14 protein-coding genes are annotated in these 17798 nt (G+C 33.3%); 1 reads left to right on the top strand and 13 read right to left on the bottom strand.

Going from position 1 to position 17798, the window contains the following annotated elements; genetic code table 11:
• The first annotated feature begins 4 nt into the window (after window positions 1-4).
• On the top strand, window positions 5-169 hold the full coding sequence (locus BMZ99_RS27220; RefSeq protein ID WP_281246838.1) for an ATP-binding protein: 165 nt from the start codon (window positions 5-7) through the stop codon (window positions 167-169).
• A gap of 431 nt (window positions 170-600) precedes the next feature.
• Here the strand turns inward: BMZ99_RS27220 and BMZ99_RS22095 are convergent, their stop codons facing one another.
• The 13 genes from BMZ99_RS22095 to BMZ99_RS22035 form a co-directional block, all read right to left on the bottom strand.
• The gene (locus BMZ99_RS22095; RefSeq protein ID WP_090943027.1) at window positions 601-2274 is read right to left on the bottom strand and encodes a hypothetical protein; all 1674 of its coding nucleotides are present in this window, start codon (window positions 2272-2274) and stop codon (window positions 601-603) included.
• Between the two features lie 356 nt (window positions 2275-2630).
• Entirely contained in the window at window positions 2631-4544 is a 1914-nt protein-coding gene (locus BMZ99_RS22090) for a GAP1-N1 domain-containing protein (protein ID WP_090943024.1), read from the bottom strand.
• The gene (locus BMZ99_RS22085) at window positions 4537-5382 is read right to left on the bottom strand and encodes a TRAFAC clade GTPase domain-containing protein (RefSeq protein ID WP_090943021.1); all 846 of its coding nucleotides are present in this window, start codon (window positions 5380-5382) and stop codon (window positions 4537-4539) included. Before BMZ99_RS22085 ends, BMZ99_RS22090 begins: the two co-directional genes overlap by 8 nt.
• Window positions 5379-6332 carry a TRAFAC clade GTPase domain-containing protein gene (locus BMZ99_RS22080; RefSeq protein WP_090943018.1) on the bottom strand — a complete coding sequence of 318 codons (954 nt, stop codon included), beginning with the start codon at window positions 6330-6332 and terminating at the stop codon, window positions 5379-5381. The genes BMZ99_RS22085 and BMZ99_RS22080 overlap by 4 nt, the downstream gene beginning before the upstream one ends.
• 4 nt (window positions 6333-6336) lie before the next feature.
• Window positions 6337-7425: a GTPase-associated system all-helical protein GASH gene (locus BMZ99_RS22075; RefSeq protein ID WP_090943016.1), complete on the bottom strand. Its 1089-nt coding sequence runs from the start codon at window positions 7423-7425 to the stop codon at window positions 6337-6339.
• Between the two features lie 22 nt (window positions 7426-7447).
• The gene (locus BMZ99_RS22070; protein WP_090943013.1) at window positions 7448-8758 is read right to left on the bottom strand and encodes a metallophosphoesterase; all 1311 of its coding nucleotides are present in this window, start codon (window positions 8756-8758) and stop codon (window positions 7448-7450) included.
• Between the two features lie 691 nt (window positions 8759-9449).
• Window positions 9450-9896 carry a hypothetical protein gene (locus tag BMZ99_RS22065; protein WP_090943010.1) on the bottom strand — a complete coding sequence of 149 codons (447 nt, stop codon included), beginning with the start codon at window positions 9894-9896 and terminating at the stop codon, window positions 9450-9452.
• A 240-nt stretch (window positions 9897-10136) separates the two neighbouring features.
• A complete protein-coding gene (locus BMZ99_RS22060) occupies window positions 10137-10856 on the bottom strand; it encodes a metallophosphoesterase (RefSeq protein ID WP_090943007.1) in 720 nt (239 codons plus the stop codon).
• 90 nt (window positions 10857-10946) lie between these two features.
• Complete coding sequence (locus tag BMZ99_RS22055; RefSeq protein ID WP_090943004.1) at window positions 10947-11648, bottom strand: hypothetical protein; 702 nt, start codon at window positions 11646-11648, stop codon at window positions 10947-10949.
• Between the two features lie 158 nt (window positions 11649-11806).
• The gene (locus tag BMZ99_RS22050; RefSeq protein WP_175490661.1) at window positions 11807-12919 is read right to left on the bottom strand and encodes an ATP-binding protein; all 1113 of its coding nucleotides are present in this window, start codon (window positions 12917-12919) and stop codon (window positions 11807-11809) included.
• Window position 12920: 1 nt separating this feature from the next.
• Window positions 12921-15596, bottom strand: a complete 2676-nt coding sequence (locus BMZ99_RS22045) for a TnsA endonuclease N-terminal domain-containing protein (protein ID WP_090942998.1) — start codon at window positions 15594-15596, stop codon at window positions 12921-12923.
• Window positions 15597-15660: 64 nt separating this feature from the next.
• Window positions 15661-16869: a TniQ family protein gene (locus BMZ99_RS22040; protein ID WP_090942995.1), complete on the bottom strand. Its 1209-nt coding sequence runs from the start codon at window positions 16867-16869 to the stop codon at window positions 15661-15663.
• 316 nt (window positions 16870-17185) lie between these two features.
• Window positions 17186-17758 (bottom strand): hypothetical protein, encoded by a 573-nt coding sequence (locus BMZ99_RS22035; RefSeq protein WP_090942992.1) that lies wholly within the window; start codon window positions 17756-17758, stop codon window positions 17186-17188.
• Window positions 17759-17798: the final 40 nt, after the last annotated feature.

Raw genomic sequence — 17798 nt, 5'->3', positions numbered from 1 at the left:
CGTTATCGTATCCACAAATTTAAAATTCTCGGATTGGATTACGATGTTTGAAAATACAACAATGGTAACAGCCTTAATTGATCGTTTGACATTTAGATCCCATGTATTAAACATGAACTCTGACCATTCTTACAGAGCAGATTATTCTAATCAAGGAAATGAAAATTAACTATAGGGGAAATACTGCATCATCAGTGTTTCCCTATATGTAAGAGCAATGTGGTAAACTTTTTCACTGTCAAAACTACATCGGTGGTAAACTTTTTCGATATCACTACTGGTAAACTAATTCAGTATCAAGTGGTAAAGAAATTCATTGACATTCACAGAAATACAAAGTCCTTTAGCAAATATACTCATACAAAATTTGAAAGATAAGTATAATGAAGATTTTTTGTGTCTATCTACATATTTTATGTTTAATGATTAAATTTGTCTGTGTACTCTGTGCTTTGATTCCCGTAAAACAAGCTCCTTTTATCCCACCTAACTATTGTAGGTTGCTCATGCATAAATATAAACCTCCTAGGTTATGTTTATATTCCATCACCTTGGAGGTTCTATGTTTTTTCACGACACTCTCTTCAATCAGCTTTACAATTACACTTTTATCGGTTTTATATATATTTTCTCCCTAAGATAATTTGCCAATTTAGCAGGATTTTTATGCTTTTTATAATGTTTCAAAACATCAATATATAAATCTCCATGCACGCCTATTATTTCTTCATCCCAATGTCCATTGTTATCTATCAACCCAACTAACAAATCTTTAACTAAAGAATTTAGCTTAGAATCAGAAAGTGTCCCAACTCGATAATAAAATAATAAAGTATAAATATTTTCTCTATCTGGATTTCCAACCTCAAGAATGTATTGTGTTCTTGTTCCAATTGGCATAATTTTCGCCAAAATAAATCTTCTAACTTGCACGCCATTAATGTAGCAATATGACCTGTCCTTTACAATTGGCACTTCAAATCTGTCCCAATTTACTTTTACATCTTTTATATTCTTTTTTAATTCAAACAATGCTTTGTGGAAATTTTCAAGCCCATCCAGTACAACATCAGCATTTGCATTTATTGGTATAAATTCTATATTTTCACTTTCGCTATCTGCATCTGCGCCATTTACGCCAAGTTCCGTTTTATCGCCTTCATTAATATCTTCTCCCGAATCTACTTGTACCGATTTAGTTGTAGAACTCTCTTCATTCCCATTCGTATTCTGTTTCTTACTTCTTGATGGAATCCTACGGACATCTATTTCATTATCGAAGTTAACTATTGGAAAAAAAGACTGTAGTATTTGCTTATTATCATTGACATTAGGTTTTGATTCTTCTTCACCAAGAAAATATTCTTCTTCACTCCAAGGTTCTTCCTCAACACCTGAACTTTTCTTTCCCGAAGGATCACCAGGTTTGCTTTTAAATATACTCATGTGATCATACTCTACATACTTATATCGCGGTTTAATATTATTTACGCTGAGTATTTCCATTACTACTGTCCTTGTAGGAACATCACACTTATACTTGGGTGAATAATATGAATCCTGTTCAACAACTAGAGCTGATATATTTATCTTTCCATCGAACGGCATTTGTAGCGATAGTAAAACATCGCCTCCTAGATTTACACTTTTGTAAGCATTTTGAGATACAAATTCCCACGTATTTCTAACCTTTTCATCAAAATATAACCACGCGAAATGCCGCACAACTTCTTTTTTTAATAAACTACTCGGAAAGTTATTACTTAAATTTATGCTAACTGTTTGATCATCAATTTCTTCATATTCATTAATAAGATTCTTAAGGCCCTGAGGTGTCAAAAGAGCTTTAGATAAAAAGGCAGTTTTACAAAACAGACTTCTCACAACCTCAAAACAAGGTATATATACTTCCTGATTGGCATTCTTATAATAAATACATTTCTCTTTTAAACATCGCCCATCTTCAATCGGATATATCCATTTTGGTATCTTTACTGCATCACATATTTCTCCTTTGGACACATCAATGCTAATATCTCTTTTAATTAATGTTGGTACTCGGATACTCTTGCTTCCATCAATAAAGATATCACCTAATTTGAAGTGAGAAAATAGTCCCCAAGGATACCTTACTGTATCACGGCCCCCTTCTTGATTTTTAAATACTACATCAAAATACCACTTCTTTTTAACATCCATTTTAGGCGATGTAATCCATAAAACAGTTTCTTGCACACCTGGAGCAAATGGCCATTTTTTCAATTTAACACTCATATCTTCCATCTCCCATAGAAAATTAACATATCATAAAATAGTGACTTAATTTGACAAAATATTCTTAGATATATCTTCCACACCTATATTAGACTTCCTCCATACTAATAATATAAATGTTATATATCGGTTATTGACTCGCATTCATACCGAATTGCCAAATCGTAGCGACGCAACTGTTAAACTCCAGCGACTCAGGGTGTCCACCACAGCCGACATATTCATTTAGGTTTCCGTAAGATTTTCCAAATATATATTTTAATCATTTTTTGCAAAAAATAGGAATAAAAAGAACTAGTGCATAATAGCGCTTCCTTCAAGCTATTACGATCTAGTTCTTTTTCCACCGTTACCCTTTAATATCCCTTTGCCTTTAAAGCTTTTTTAAGCCTTTTACACTTATCCCAATTGTTATACCATGTTAACTGAGGCAAAAATGGTTCCAATTTTGCCCATTGAACATTGTCAAATTCTTGTTTATATAATTTATTATAAGCATACTTGAAAATAAAGTTAACAATATCGACAGAAAATTTATCATCAGTTAATAATATTATTGGTAAAAAGAAATGTACTATTTTTGATTTATAATAATCCTCTATCTCATTTAGATCAATTTGATTTAAACTAAATTCCCATGGCTTTTTCCCAAATTGTAGTACGGTTTTAGAATATGGATCAAGAACAGAAATCAGTAATAATAAAAATTCAGGGTCAAAAGGTATTTGTGCTTCTGACAATAATTTTATGTATTCATAAGGGTGTTTTTTACATAACCAAAATTTAATCTTTTGTTTATTATTATAATCTGTCTTTATACTCCAACCAAATAAACCATGAAGTGCTCTATTATTGAATAATTCATAAAGTTGATCATATAATTCAACTTCGCTATTATTCAAAATAATATTGATAAGTTTTACAGATAACTCATAAGAAATTTCTTTGTTTTTTAAACAATCAATTATTCTCAATTGAAATTCTTCTGTTTGATGCCATAAATCAATACATAGTGCAAGTTCATAGTTAATAGAAATTAGTATGTTACAAGTCCGGATATCCAAATTTGTAAATTCTGGTAACATTGATGGAGTAATTAAAGAAGCACAAAAGTTTATAAAATATTGGCCTAATTCATTTGTATTATTATTAATAAGTTTTTTAAATATTTTTTGAATTACTATTTTATCTTCTAACCATATTTTTTCAATATTGGAGTATAATTTCATTATATCAAAATTTAAATTAACTATATTAGTTTCAGTGCACAGTTCAATAAAAAGATCACTAAATTCTTTATTTCCAAACCATCCAATATTTATATTATTAATTAGAATATTTACTGTTACATTTTTAATTATATTGCTGTCATATTCGTCAAAATTTTGATCAATACTCAAAAATAAAGCGTTTAACTTATCAAAACCTCTTGTTATATCAATGTATAACTCAGCAAACTTCTTAAAGTATTTTTTTTGATTATATTCAAGCCCAAATATTGTAATAAAATCCTCAAATTCCTTATTTCCCTGAGACAATATTTTATTGGTAATTTCCTCAACCCACAAGGGATATTTATTCTTAGGATTTTCTAAAACGATACTATTTCTGGCAGTGCGCGATATACTTTTTGCTAAAGGATATGGAACAAACTGTAAATCAAATAATTTGTCTCTAATTTTACGATTTGCAAGCGATCCTGTGCAAAAAGAAAATTTATTACAAAAAACATCTGAATAAATTTTCCATAGAAATATTATTTCCGTTGTATAATCCAATGATGTATTGGCAGATATAAGAACGGCTTCGTTATGATTAAATATTGACCATATTAAAAATTCCAACTTAAAGCGTGATAAATTATTAATATCACTATTAGTATTTGATAAATCCAGTTTAAGTTTATTTGAATATAAATATTTATCAAATTCTACAGTTGGTCTTATAAATAAATCTAGAAAGTGCTTACAGAATTGAACTCTTTTTAAATCCTCCAATTTAATAAGTAAAGAGTGTGTCCATACGCATCCTGGACGTTTCATTTCCGTAGCATACCAAGTTTTCGCAATAACATAGTACTGGTCATCTTGTAACGGATAACCAGTAATATACTCAACAAAATCTTTATTCATTTCCGGTCCTGAAAGATCACTTAAAACATCCATTGTTTTTTCGGATCTACTGGATAATTGAACTGAAGAAGCGAGCATATGATGCCCATTAAAATATCCATGTAAGGTTTGCTCTATTTCAATAAAATCATTAATCATTTTCACTCACCATTTTACTTAAAGGTAATGTTATATCATTAGAACGGTGTCCTTGCTCATCTACTACAATAATTCTTTCACAAGGATTATTCTTATTTAACAGAATTTCGTTTTGAGTTAATTCTCCTCCTTGTGCACTTATCCCATAATATACAACCTTAAAATAATATAAATTTGACTCTAAATATTGCCAAAGCAAGGGCAACTTCCTTTTAATAAAACTTTTAGGTTCATTTTTTAGCTCAGGTATTCCCTCCTCTACCTTATCCCATGCTGAAATAATAACCCCTAATTTAATGGGTCGATCATATCTCATATATTTAACAAATTGTAATAATTCTACCAACTGAACTTGTGTCGGATCTTCAAGAGCATTTCGAACAGGTAGCTCCTCTTCGATTGTTTCATTATTTCTAAATATATCAGGAATTTCCGCAATAAAATTAGGTTCCGTAGCATTCTCTGGGTTTATGAATAGCAGCAATCCATCACATTCTCTAACATAATCTACCGTTTCTTGATTGACTTCTCTTTCTGCATATTGAGCTTGGAAAGACTCCCCAGAGAGATCCGGAAATGAAATCTCCATTAAGTCTTGGGTACTATTTTCAAGTAAAAGAGTAATTTTTTTTTGTTCAAACTCCGGCTTAGTACGTGGAATTTCTTCTACTTCCGCCCATTTTGAACTAATATCAGATAAATAGGTTTGATCTCCAATAAATTCCTTAATTTTCAAACCACTATTCACTGAATTAGTCAAACAATACCATAGTGCTGCTAAATATGTAGTTTTGCATGCTGCAGGTAGCCCCATAATATAATAGTTCTTATTATTCATAATGTTGCTCCTAACATACGTTTTTGAAATTTATTAAACTCTGAGGTAAGTTTTACCTGTTCGGGCATATGCAATATCTCTCGTACATCAGTCCAAGACTGGAGTAACTCTAAAAGTCCGTAACCTAATTCGCAGCATGTAGCATCTTGGGGCATAGCTGCAACCTTAAAAAACTTTATTGCATTATTAGGTAATTTAGCTACTTTCCCAAGTATTTTAGCTTCAATTTCATTAACATATTCTAAAATATTAGGATCTTCTGCAGATTTTGTTTCAATTAAATCATATTTACTAATAACAATTTCTACAATAACTGATTTTGATAAAACATCCGCAGCGCTCATAGTCTGTAACATTTCTATTGCTTTTTGAATAGTACTATGTCTATATTTTTTATTAGATATGCGATATCCATCAATAATTACTACTATAACGTCAGCTCTTTTAATAACTCCAAAATCTTCTCGCATTATCTCTACATTGGCAACAGCACTACTGTAGTCTTCTCCTGAAAAATCGGACAATAAAAAATTGTGTAATTTGTTTTTTTCCGAATCCAATAATTTTAAATGTAATATAGAGTCAGATATACCACGTCGCGTCTTAGGTGTCTCAGGATTAGATAGCTTTGAACTTGATCTTGTGTAATACGCACGTTGCTCAAATCCTAGTAAAGTTTGAGAACCAGCAAAATAATAACTTCCAACTGGCCCCTTTTGAAAAAGTTGATAAAAGGTTGTAACCAATGTAGTTTTACCTGATGCTGAAGGACCGGCAACAACAATAAAACGAGTATCTTCAACAGATGTTATTGAATACGTCTCTTTTAATGTTAGCGCATTACCAAAAGGTAATTCATAAATAACGTCTTTAACGTTTTCATCTTTAATCTGATCTATATCTATTACTTTATCATTTTCCTCAAGTTCTAAATCGTCATTATTATCCATATTTTTATCCCTCAATATACTTTAAACATTTAATAGTTAAGCATTCTAAATATGTTTGATAGGCTAGTTCTTCTGGGGAAATTTTAATTTTATCAGCTTCTAAGCTAGTTGCTTTATTATAGCTAGAAATCCATCCCCTTACCTCATCTACCTCAATGGATTTTGATAATGCAGTTAATATAGGAGTAATTTCTCTAGTACTGCCACAAGGATATTCTTCTATTGTTTGTTTCTTCCACTCCTTGTCCAATTTATCAATTAAGTTAACAAAATCATTTTGTTGTGGATCTTTAGTTTTCTTGCACGAATTTAATACCTTACATAAAACAGGCCTTGATGAATAGGGACCTGGTAAATTATTAATATTATCAGCTAGCTCTTTACCGGCAATAATTGAAGCATCAGCGATAGAAAAATCTTTAAACGGAAGATTAAAATCATTGCTCCATCCCCCAACCATCCACCACAGAATTCTCGAGTCTTCCGTGTATATATTTATGTGATTAAGATTTTCATTATGCTTTTGAACAAATTGCACAATAAATTTGTTTAAAGAGGTAACATAGTCACTTAAGCTTTTTCTTATATTTTCATCCCATGCTACATTTTGAGAACTAATACTTAAAAGCAGTGATTTGCCTGAAGGAATATTTGAACTACCTATTGATGTGTCTGGAATATCCTCCCGTAAAGAAGCTGTATTTTCACTGAATTTTTGTAAAATTTGTTGGTAAATGTCCGCTATAGCACCACGTCTATTTTGGAAATTCATGCTTATTGTAGCTAACATTGCTAAATCTGCTAAATCTGATTCTTGATCTATTATTTCCATCAAAGTTACCCCGGCTAACACAACTAATTCATTCTGACGGTTTCTTTGGAAAGCGCTATCTGTCTTGGTAAAAAAATCTGCAAAATCTTCACAAAACTTTTTTGCTGTAGATAAATTATAAAATAACTTTACTAATTCAAAAATATCATTTGGTTGACAATCGCTAATAAATTCCTTAATACCTTTCCACCTGCACTCTAGCTGAGCATTATTAGGTTCAATATCGATTTTTCTATACCATTCTGCAAAATTCTTATTCATTTTCAATCTCCTTATCATTTTTTTAATAACGCTCAATTTCTAGCCAAAGATCATCTAAATAATTGCGTTCTTTCGCTCTTGTGATTATCTTTTCTAAAAGATTAACGTGATTTATTCCTTCATCTTTTTCATCTATTAGATTTAACTTTGATAAGATTTGGGTTCTGCATAAAAAAGGAAGATTCAAAAAGCGATAAACTAATGTTTTTATATCTATATTTTTACCAGGTAAATCAATATTTTCATTCATTTTTATTGCGTTTTGGGGGAATTTTTCTTCAATAGTTTCTTCTACCTTTACATCTGATTCAACTCTAGCATCATCAATTTTGAGAGAATATTCCAGACAGTTTCCTAAACCACAACTATGAGAATCTGCGATAAATTGATCACCAATTTCGTCTAGTATTCTAGGAAAAACTTTTATATTTAATAAGCGCTCCGCTTTTGAAGAATCTATACTAAGCGATATCCAATTATATGTTGGGAGCCAATCGTCACTGCTTCTGATAGGTTGTGTTGCACCGCAGCCAATAATGAGAGCATTTCCATTTTGGCTAATATCTTGAATATGCTTATGACCATATAACTGTATGGAAACTCTTTTATCAAATTTATTTTTTAGAGTGTTATCTGGATCTTTCCAGCATTCAGGTGGATGATGACAAAGCGTTAAATAAATCATGCCATCTCTTCTTTTAGGCAACTGATATTCACCAATTATCATAAGCCGCTCTTTGGTTTTATCTAAATGATCAGCTGCACTTGAAATAATAGTAGAGTTCATTCCGTGAATACACAAAACGGAATTATCATTTAAAGTGACCTCTTGTTGCCAAACAGGATTTTTCGTATTAATATTACATCCATATTGTCCAGCAAATTTAGTATTATATGTATTTATATGGCCAAATATAAGTTCTTCACATAAAGGATCTCGTAAATATTGACTTAGTTTATTATCTATTTCTACTGAAGTTTTTGCATTTTCAATATCAGCTTGTATTAATCCTAAACCCGTACTTCTTTTAGGTATATTTTGGTCAACATCGTGATTACCGGGTACACAAAAAACAGATGTTTCTGGTATTTCTAATACACTACATATTTCCTTTAAAAATGTTTGTGCTGTTTTATATTCTTGTTCTTGTCCACTAAAAGCAATATCCCCGCAAACTAAAATCCCCTTTACATCTTTCAAGACAGTTTTGGCATTTAAATTAATATCTCTTATAATTTCATTTCTTAAATTTGAATCTACATCATACACATCTCCACTATACTTATTAAAATGAATATCTGACAGATGTATGAAGGAAACCTCATTAATCATAAAATCGCCCCTAATTATAAATATTAATGACCCTATCCATTAACTCATGTACGATAGATCACATTTACATTATTGTCGTTGAATCTTAATTGTGTTATAGCTCGCCTCATACTATTTTCCATTATATAATCTCCTTATATTTGTAAGGCTAATTCTTGATCTTATAATAATCTATTTTGCGGTTTTGCTAGTGAAACCCTTTGTTAAATTAGTTACCGTTACTTCATACAATATATTGCTTTACTGTTAATTGTTACTTTGAATAAACCCATATCTAGATCTGTACACTATCTGTTGATTTAACCTAGTGCATCTTTCTCTTTAAGTTACTGGTAAAGCAAGTGTATGTCATATCTTGTTCAGGTACATGCAATTGCAGAGTGTTGGGCCAACGTCCGATAAAAAGCCCTTTAGTAAAATATCCATAACTTACTCAAAAAGTAAGTTATGGATATTTTCTCTCTCCAGACCGCTAATTCCTGCTAAAATTTTACATCGCACTCATCGATCTTGCCGCTAGACGTGATCCGGCAAAAATCTCCTGCGTATCGTTTCAAACAGTGAGTATTTCAAAATAAGGTCAACAATAGATCTCTTATGTCAATTTTCTGTTCCTGTGTTTCGCTTCATCAGTCCATTTATTTGCTATATTTATTACTCCTCTTATTGCTGAAAGTATTTTATGGGGTTTTCATGTATCGAGAACTGGTTTAAATTTCGACATTTGATTAATAGGCTCGTCAAGTCTCAAAAGTATTTTCTTTAACTTATCTGCATTATTAATATCAATTTCTTCAACCTCACCAGTTACTGAATTGTACCCAATAACCTCTTCTTTTCCGCTTAACAAAGTTACCTTTTTAATTAATCTACTATCACCATAAAATGGTTTTATTTCGATCGCGTTCGGATAATATTGTTTAATATATTGATCGACATTTCTTGCCCTTTGCCATTCAATTTGATTCCATCGTAGACCTGCTGCCGGATATGTTATATGTCTATTCATATTGTCCCAATAATCGATAATTTTACCGGCCTCTTCATACGTTGGCGGCTCTTTGTCAGGGTCTATTGCTATACACTTAGAAATATATTTGTCAATCTTCCACTCGCGAGATTCGGGGTCTTTAGCCATCGCAATTACACTCCTTCTTCAATAGTTATATTATTTTTTTAAAGTATCACAATTTTGGGGGATAATCCACGCTTCAAACCTAGAACCATGAAAGGGATTCTCCACTTGCTAATTTAAAGTATCTTGTTCTATAATTGCAGACGAAAAACTAATATTATGAATTCCTAAAGGTACACCAGAGCCGCTACTCCTTTTTGCACTCAAATTACATAAAATCCCTATAATTTGTTATAGTTAAAACTATTCATAAAACTCTTTATAGGATGGCAATTCTATTGCCGCCAAACGTCCACCAAACACGCCTCCACAATCAATCCCAATCTTATCTTTCCATGTAGTATCGAACCAAATTTTGGTGTCTTTTCGTTCTTTTTTTCTTTTTGCATTGCATTGATGAAGCAGCCATGTGGGAACATGTCCAAATATCATTACTTTATTTTTGTAAGCAGGACAGTAAGGAAAATTATCCTCCATCCATACAAAATCCTCCTCAATATTTTTTTCAATAGGTTTACGTGTGTTAGCCCCTGCATGGCTAAATATAAAGTCCCCTGTCGTGAAATAACTTGGCAGACTTTGAATGAACTTTAAAATTTCAATTAGCCGGCTTGTAGATAAATCTTTTATTTCCTGGTATGTGCTTGCTCCACCGTTAGAGCCAATCCATAATCCAATATTTTCAGATGAAGGGCTATGCCAAACGCCGTCCCGTATCATTTCTTTCAATGCTTGCTCTAAGAATTGTTCATGATTTCCTTTTAGTAGAACAGCACCTTGTTTCTGTAAAGTAATACAAGTTGCCAAAGTATCCAAATTTTCTTCCCCACGGTCAATTAAATCACCGCAGACTACTAATAAATCCTCATCTGGCTCATATGCCGCCGTTTTGAGTAATTTAAGAAGTTTTTTGTTTTCGCCGTGAATGTCTGAAGTCGCCAAAATCCTATCAACAGTGCGCATAATATCACCTCTCTTAACGATACTAATCAAATCAATCGAAATAACTCGGACTTATGGTCTTTTTAGATCAACAACTTTCTAAAAAACTAATCATAACATTTCCTCTATCCTGATTAGCTTTTTACATTTTCGTAAATCCTCTAAAGTACCCTTGGGAGAAATAAAAGTTTGCCCCTTCAACATATCTTTATATTTTAGATAAAAAAACAATAAGTAACGTTTACAGCTTGCATAATTGGGGCAACTTTCCCTAGAACAAGCTTCATAAGAAGGTGTGATAAAAGCTGTTGTTTCTGTCACAACATCACAACAGCTTTCAAATGAAAGTTCTATGTTCTTTTCATGTGCAACTTTTTTAAATTGTATTATATCTTTTAATGTTTGAGCTTCAATCCCTTCATCCTTGACCATATCCAGAATCTTAAGTGCATCTGCACTAAGCTCAAAACCTTCCATTTTATTCATTTCCAATATAGATTCTACAGTTTTTGTCAGAATGGTCTTTAAATCAACATCACACCTAGCAGAATCCGCTACCGCTAAGAGTAAGTAACTATATTTATCTCCTGGATGAGTTGAAGCCCTGCAAACATCAAACCAGCAATGTTCATCCCCAGTATCAAAAACTACAAGATAGTCATTAGGAACTTTGCGTAAGACTTCTTTTAATTCCAGTACATTAATGCATTCATCATCTCGCCAACCGATATCATAAATCATAGACGCATCAAATATAACATTTTCAGTAGTTTTTACTTTTTCTTTTCTTGAAAATTCTAAGACCCTTCCCATAAAATTACCTCCAAGACAGTTGCATCTCTTTACAAGAGATGACTTCATCCCTTGCCTCCATTATAAAAATATGTGAACCTTTCTTGTTTACAGTTCAAATATATACTTTATTTCATTCTCCAAATTACTGCCGAAAACCTGTTTAATACAGGTTTTTTCTAACGTCCAACTATGTCTCTCACAGGACTACGAAGCCCAACATCCCGTTTATTAGTTCTACGTTTATTTTCTTCAAGATTGGCACCTTTAGTATTGTTCAATCCAAGCATCATTAATAATCGATCACGATTTTCCTCTAGTTCTATTAATTTAGTTTCCCCCTCCAATATATCGGAGATCATTTTGTCACACTGAGCTACTGACAAACATCTATCTTCTAGATGCTTTAGCGTGACCGTTGTTGCACCTTCTTTTAATGCCATTTGCAAAGCCTTATTTAACCATAGCTTCAACGTACCTACGCAACCTACGGAACGTTCATACAGGTATTGCCAATGACCAACCAGGTTTGGTTCTTCCAGAAGTGGCATTTTTTTCTGAAATGTATATACCACTTGGAAAAAGTCTTTAGCCTCACTAGAAACATCTGCTCGATACCGTGAGAAATGTACATCAATATTACGACGACTAAGTTGTCCACTTAAGTTTCGAAAGGGGAGCAATTCATATGTACCAAATAATACATGAACAACTTTTGTAGTGCTGGCTAGGGATTTTATATAGTTAATCTGATCGCCCAGCTTCCTTCCGCTAGCTATCATTGACAAATGTTGCGCTTCATCAATTAGAAATGCTTTGGGACCTCGATATATACAACTATTTTCAAGTGTCCTTCGAAGTTCAGCTTCGCTACGACGCTCTTTGGGTATAGTAGGGTAATCAAATAAATTTATATTTCTTCTTTCGCATACTGGATCTTTCAGCATCTGAAGACATCTAATATAATAATCTCGCCAATCAAATTTTCCAAAGCTTGGAACAACAATCTCAGTATTCACTACAGGTACATGTCCCGGATCTTCAACTATTTTTTCTTTTGACGACTCAATGATCTTCTGGATACTCTTTTGACAGAGAGTTGATTTACCTACACCACTTGGCCCATACACTAATATTATTGACGACCCACAAGGCTCCATAATACTTGTCATAAGTTTCTGATGAGCCTCTTGTAATTTGGGATGAGCAATTGTAATTCCTTCAAAGTATGCGAGGCGATCACTGATAGATTGCTCAAGAAGCGATTGTGGAAAATTTTCTTCCTTTACCATATTAATACTCCTCGTACACATCAATTTTTTTTAAATCATGCAAAAATGGGATAAATTCAGATTTATCATCTTTGATATCATCATTAGGCAAAGATTTTTTACCCAATCCTCCATTAATAACTTCCAGTACTTGTCTAGTCTCCAAGTCTTTCTTATTCTGTAAAAGCTGGCTTTCTTGCTCTTCAACTGGAGCTAAAAACTTAGCAATATTTCCTGCTGTAATAGTAAAGTTTTTTCCATGAACATTCTTTTGTTTACGAATCTCTTCCGTTGCTATTCTAATTTCTTTTTCCGTCCGGTCCTTGAATACTATATAGTATTCTGATGTACAGACAACCCACTGTCCTTTTACATAAGCATATGCGATACCTGCATCAAAAGGATCATATCGGATGTTAACTTGTTTTTTCTCAATTTCTGGATCACGGAATGCATCTGCCCAATAATATATATATTTAATTTTCACACCACGACCTGGATCAACTTTTGCTGATCCCTTACTAGTTGTTGGCAATGTGTAGATTCTAAACTCTTCATCATAAAGAATCATGGTATTAAGTCTCTTTCCACTAGTAAGTAACGCAGCTTCAAAAGCTTCACGGGGGGATTGTCCTAATGCTGGATGTTCTACAGTATCATAAAATTCATATGCCCATTCACAAATCCTATCGTAAAATGTAGCTAACGTCCAAATAGCTTGACCTTTTGGATTGACGGATTTAGTGACTTGGCGAACATTTTTTGTTATTTGTGTATTTCCCGTTAAATTATGTACAAATTCTGTATTTGCTGTTCCAAATAAGCGTTCACAAACTGAGCCAAACCTTGCCTTGGCTGGTGGCCTGGTTTTCTTATTAACTTCAAAACGAGCCAAAAGAGTCTCGAAATATGTACTATGAAATTCTTTTCCGCCATCAACAACAATAGTCTGCGGCATTCTTAAATGCAACCTAACACATTCTCTGATTACCATCATACATGACCTATAACTTGGTGCATCATAAGTCAAATAAATAGCGAGGATACGTCTTGAGTACGCGTCCATAAGAAATGTTGCCCAAGGGCGTCCATAATTTTTACCGGTGCGAGAACTTACCAGTTCAATATCCAATTCGGTATGATCAATATGACAAATTTCAAAAGGACGATCCCCATGACGCGGTGTTTTTACTTCTAGTTCCATATAAAATGACTCATGTTTATATGCGGCTCGCCTCCCTTGTCTTTTCAGGGTCTGTTCATAAACGGGTCTACTCTTTATCGCTTTTAAAAATGTTTTATAACTGGGAGCCACTATTCCGCCTTCTAAACACTTATTAACAAGGCCACTGTAGGAAATATATTTTGTTTTTTGCTTTTTAGTTTCATAGTCTTGCTCAACTGTTTCTTTTATCAATTCTATAGTATTGTCCGGTAATTTACTATTTCTGTTGCCTCTATTTTTAGTTTTTGGTAAGAGACCAGCATATCCACAATTCCACACTTCCATGCCTTTGCGATAATTTGCCACCCACCTGCGAACAGTACGCCCCGGTATCCCTAAGCTATCTTTACACCCTGCTAAATACTTTTCCACGATTTCACATCTTTGGTTAGCAACTTTCATGTCATTACTACTTGCACCTTGTAACAGCATACGTACTTCCGAGCATAGTGAAGCTTTTTCTGTTTGTTCATGACGTTTTATTTGACCTGACTGGATTAAGTCTTTCAAATTATCGCCTGAAAGAATTATTATTTTGCCTTCATCAGATTGGAGAGTCAAGGAAGAAATACCTGCATTTAATATAGTCCATAGTATTCCATCCCATTCAAATACTTCCCCTGCCTCAACTTTTATAATATTTAAACCTATAGACTCACGTGGCACTACGCTTTGCTCATTTGCTTTTATATGAATTCTAGCGGTATCACTGTTAGCGTAAATAGTTATTTTATCTGCTTCAGCTAAAACTTCATCATATAGATCAACATATATGTCACCTGCAACAATCAAAGCAAAGATGTCGTCAGCAGTAAATTTGTTGCTATACTTAATAAGATTAGCTAACGAAATTCCTCGTTCGGCATGCACTGCTGAATAAATAGCAAGCCGAGCAACCTCATTAACTTCATGGACTTCACGAAGATAATCTCCAAGAAATATCAAGTTGCGCTGATAGACCCAATTTATTTCTTGCGAAGATCTTACTTTGAAATATAAACCATACTGCATAGCAAAGGATTCTGCCGGCAGACAGTGCCAGTTTCCATCTTGGCCTTTCGAGTATCGATTAGGCTGCTCAATAGATAATTTCACTAATTCTTCTTCTGTCTTACACTCTTCAAATCCAGCTGAATCAGATCGAATTACAAAAAAATCTGGTGTATATAAGATGCCAACATTTTTACCTTTGAGAGATTTATAATTTAGTTTAATTCTAGTCGGCTGATCATAATATTCCAGAACACTTTTATTCTGCTCCAGTTCAAGTACAATCGGTAACTCAACACGATGGCTTTCGAATTGAATCGTTACTCCCATTTTCCGGCTGCAATACCTTCCACTTACGTTGGAAGCATTTGATGTAACCCTCTTCACTGGATTTGAGTTTCGGATATTCTCAATAAAGGCTTTTGTTCGTTCTGGTATCCTTAACTCATGGCACCATAGATCAAACCCTATCTTATCAAACACGCTTCCACTTCCTATTAATTAGTAGATACCAAGGCTTTCCACACACTTTGAATATTTTTTCTTCTTAAAGCCGCCCTAATACGGTTTGAGTAATTTCCTTTTTCGCAAGGTCTAATCTTTCCTCAGCCTGTTGTCTTTGATAGTCTCTATTCTTTTGAATTATCACTTCACATAATTCAGGATAATATGATTTAAGAATTTTAGTATCCACGTCGAGCCTACGCGCAGTTTCCTTTAGTGATAAAGGTGTATTTTCTACATCTGATAAAATATCATTTAATTGCTGCTGAAGAAACTCTTTATCTAGTTTTCTTCTTTCCTGTTTTTGATTTTCGTCTGAAGAAGGACGGTTTACGAAAACTTCTTTAAATACAAGAGGCTCTCTTGAGAATAAATCCATTACTGATACTCCTGAAATCTTGCAAATATGTGCTAATGATTCAATCGGCGGCAGATTCTTTCCTTTTACCCATCCCCATACAGTTGGTTTGGGCTTGCATAGAATTCTGGAATATTCCGCTATATTACCTCCAGTAGTATGATTAATACATGATTCAATAAAGTTGCTGATGGCATTTGGCTTTATATCTATTGATATGGTCGGAAATTCTGCAATTGTTTTAGCAATTTCTTGTGCAATTTTATAACATAACTCATCACTGTTTATTATTGAAACGTCTGATACGGTTGTCCCCAACCAGCATCCACATTTTGAACAATGCCCTGGTTTTGAACGGCGCTCTAATATAGGCATCGTTTGGTTGCAACTTCGACAATATTCCTGCAATAATGCACCATGATCTATGCAAACGGAAACAGCTTGAAGTGACCACAAAAGAGGTTCATATATGGTTTGATTATTATCTTTCCATTCCTTAAGACAAAATGGGCACCAAGCCTTTTTATTCCGACACAAGTTCCTGTCAGGTATTACATTGGACAGCGGCATCATTGTAAGGTGATGCAGATCTGAACATAACGTAAGCTCTTCCAAAGCCTCTACAAAATCCCGTGCGGCATTTCCAATTCCATTCAACATTGAGGCATTTTCGTAAAAGCGCGTTCCACCATTCGCAGCAATGTTGGTTAAGTATGGTTTTTTCAGTATTGGTGTCATTTCTTTAGCAATTAATTCACCAGTAGTCATACAATGAGCTTCTGCTAAACGAGCAATGTAACTGCTCAAGCTCTCTGAAAGATATGTCTCAACATTAATGGGCTTCAAATGGAACAATCGACTTCGGCTAGAAAGCAATTCAGTAAAGTTGTCCATATATACCCCCACAATAGTATTTCTATAGTAAAAGATTTTGCTAATCTAAAAATTTTTATGCGGCAATGGTTTGTATAGTTTTTATCCAACTCATACCCACAAATAATTAATTTATAACTTGATATAATGTATCGTTAGCTTTTTTCCCCGTTTTACATGTTAAATTTCTACATATCTTTTCTAGTATTTACTATACATACAATGCCTTGTATAAATTTCATCCAACACCTAAATATATAATTCCGCCAGTTAGTAAGAATTTGTACGACCAATATACTAACTTCAACGATTCCTCTACCTGGCAAAATATTATTCTTTATCTCGGTAGTGTATATACATACTGTTTTCCGAAACTATCAATTACTTCTCGTCTATAGATAACCCTAAACTCATATAGTTTTCTAAGCCTTGTACTTGCAGTACTTAATACTAAATTCTTAGTTTCAGATAACTGCCTCGCAGTTACCTCTTTGTTTATCAAGCATACGTCAAAAGCCTCAAGTAAATTGGCTTCCATTTTGCCAACTATTTCGTATTTATCATTATGAAAACATAAAACAGGAATGCGTAGTCCATCAACTTCCCAAGACTTAATCAGTCTGGTCAAGTTTTCGAAAACCCATATATCCACATTTGATACAAATATCATAGAATCAGGATAGCTATCTAAAATTAAACGCTGAAACCCCAACACAAACTCATCTAAAAATGATGTATCAGTAGCCTGTATTCCAGCAAGGCTTACTTCAATCACATCACCAACATTAATTTTATCTAACCTCTTCAGTGCTAAAAGATAAAATTGCTCCCCAACTGGACGAGTAGCTAATGTTTTTCCTGACAAACCTAATTCACATGCTATTTCGTTTAACTCAAGCTTTCTAATCATAGCTACCTACCCTTTGGATAAATTTAATACAAGTCCTATT

It is taken from the genome of Pelosinus propionicus DSM 13327 (assembly GCF_900114615.1).
Classification (GTDB): Bacteria; Bacillota; Negativicutes; order DSM-13327; family DSM-13327; genus Pelosinus; species Pelosinus propionicus.
This window is presented reverse-complemented; position numbering and strand designations above follow the sequence as displayed.

Excerpts from the sequence above, each read along its gene's own strand:
- BMZ99_RS22095 (WP_090943027.1), bottom strand. The coding sequence starts at position 2,274 with ATGAGTGTTAAATTGAAAAAATGGCCATTTGCTCCAGGTGTGCAAGAA.
- BMZ99_RS22090 (WP_090943024.1), bottom strand. The coding sequence starts at position 4,544 with ATGATTAATGATTTTATTGAAATAGAGCAAACCTTACATGGATATTTT.
- BMZ99_RS22085 (WP_090943021.1), bottom strand. The coding sequence starts at position 5,382 with ATGAATAATAAGAACTATTATATTATGGGGCTACCTGCAGCATGCAAA.
- BMZ99_RS22080 (WP_090943018.1), bottom strand. The coding sequence starts at position 6,332 with ATGGATAATAATGACGATTTAGAACTTGAGGAAAATGATAAAGTAATA.
- BMZ99_RS22075 (WP_090943016.1), bottom strand. The coding sequence starts at position 7,425 with ATGAATAAGAATTTTGCAGAATGGTATAGAAAAATCGATATTGAACCT.
- BMZ99_RS22070 (WP_090943013.1), bottom strand. The coding sequence starts at position 8,758 with ATGATTAATGAGGTTTCCTTCATACATCTGTCAGATATTCATTTTAAT.
- BMZ99_RS22065 (WP_090943010.1), bottom strand. The coding sequence starts at position 9,896 with ATGGCTAAAGACCCCGAATCTCGCGAGTGGAAGATTGACAAATATATT.
- BMZ99_RS22060 (WP_090943007.1), bottom strand. The coding sequence starts at position 10,856 with ATGCGCACTGTTGATAGGATTTTGGCGACTTCAGACATTCACGGCGAA.
- BMZ99_RS22055 (WP_090943004.1), bottom strand. The coding sequence starts at position 11,648 with ATGGGAAGGGTCTTAGAATTTTCAAGAAAAGAAAAAGTAAAAACTACT.
- BMZ99_RS22050 (WP_175490661.1), bottom strand. The coding sequence starts at position 12,919 with ATGGTAAAGGAAGAAAATTTTCCACAATCGCTTCTTGAGCAATCTATC.
- BMZ99_RS22040 (WP_090942995.1), bottom strand. The coding sequence starts at position 16,869 with ATGGACAACTTTACTGAATTGCTTTCTAGCCGAAGTCGATTGTTCCAT.
- BMZ99_RS22035 (WP_090942992.1), bottom strand. The coding sequence starts at position 17,758 with ATGATTAGAAAGCTTGAGTTAAACGAAATAGCATGTGAATTAGGTTTG.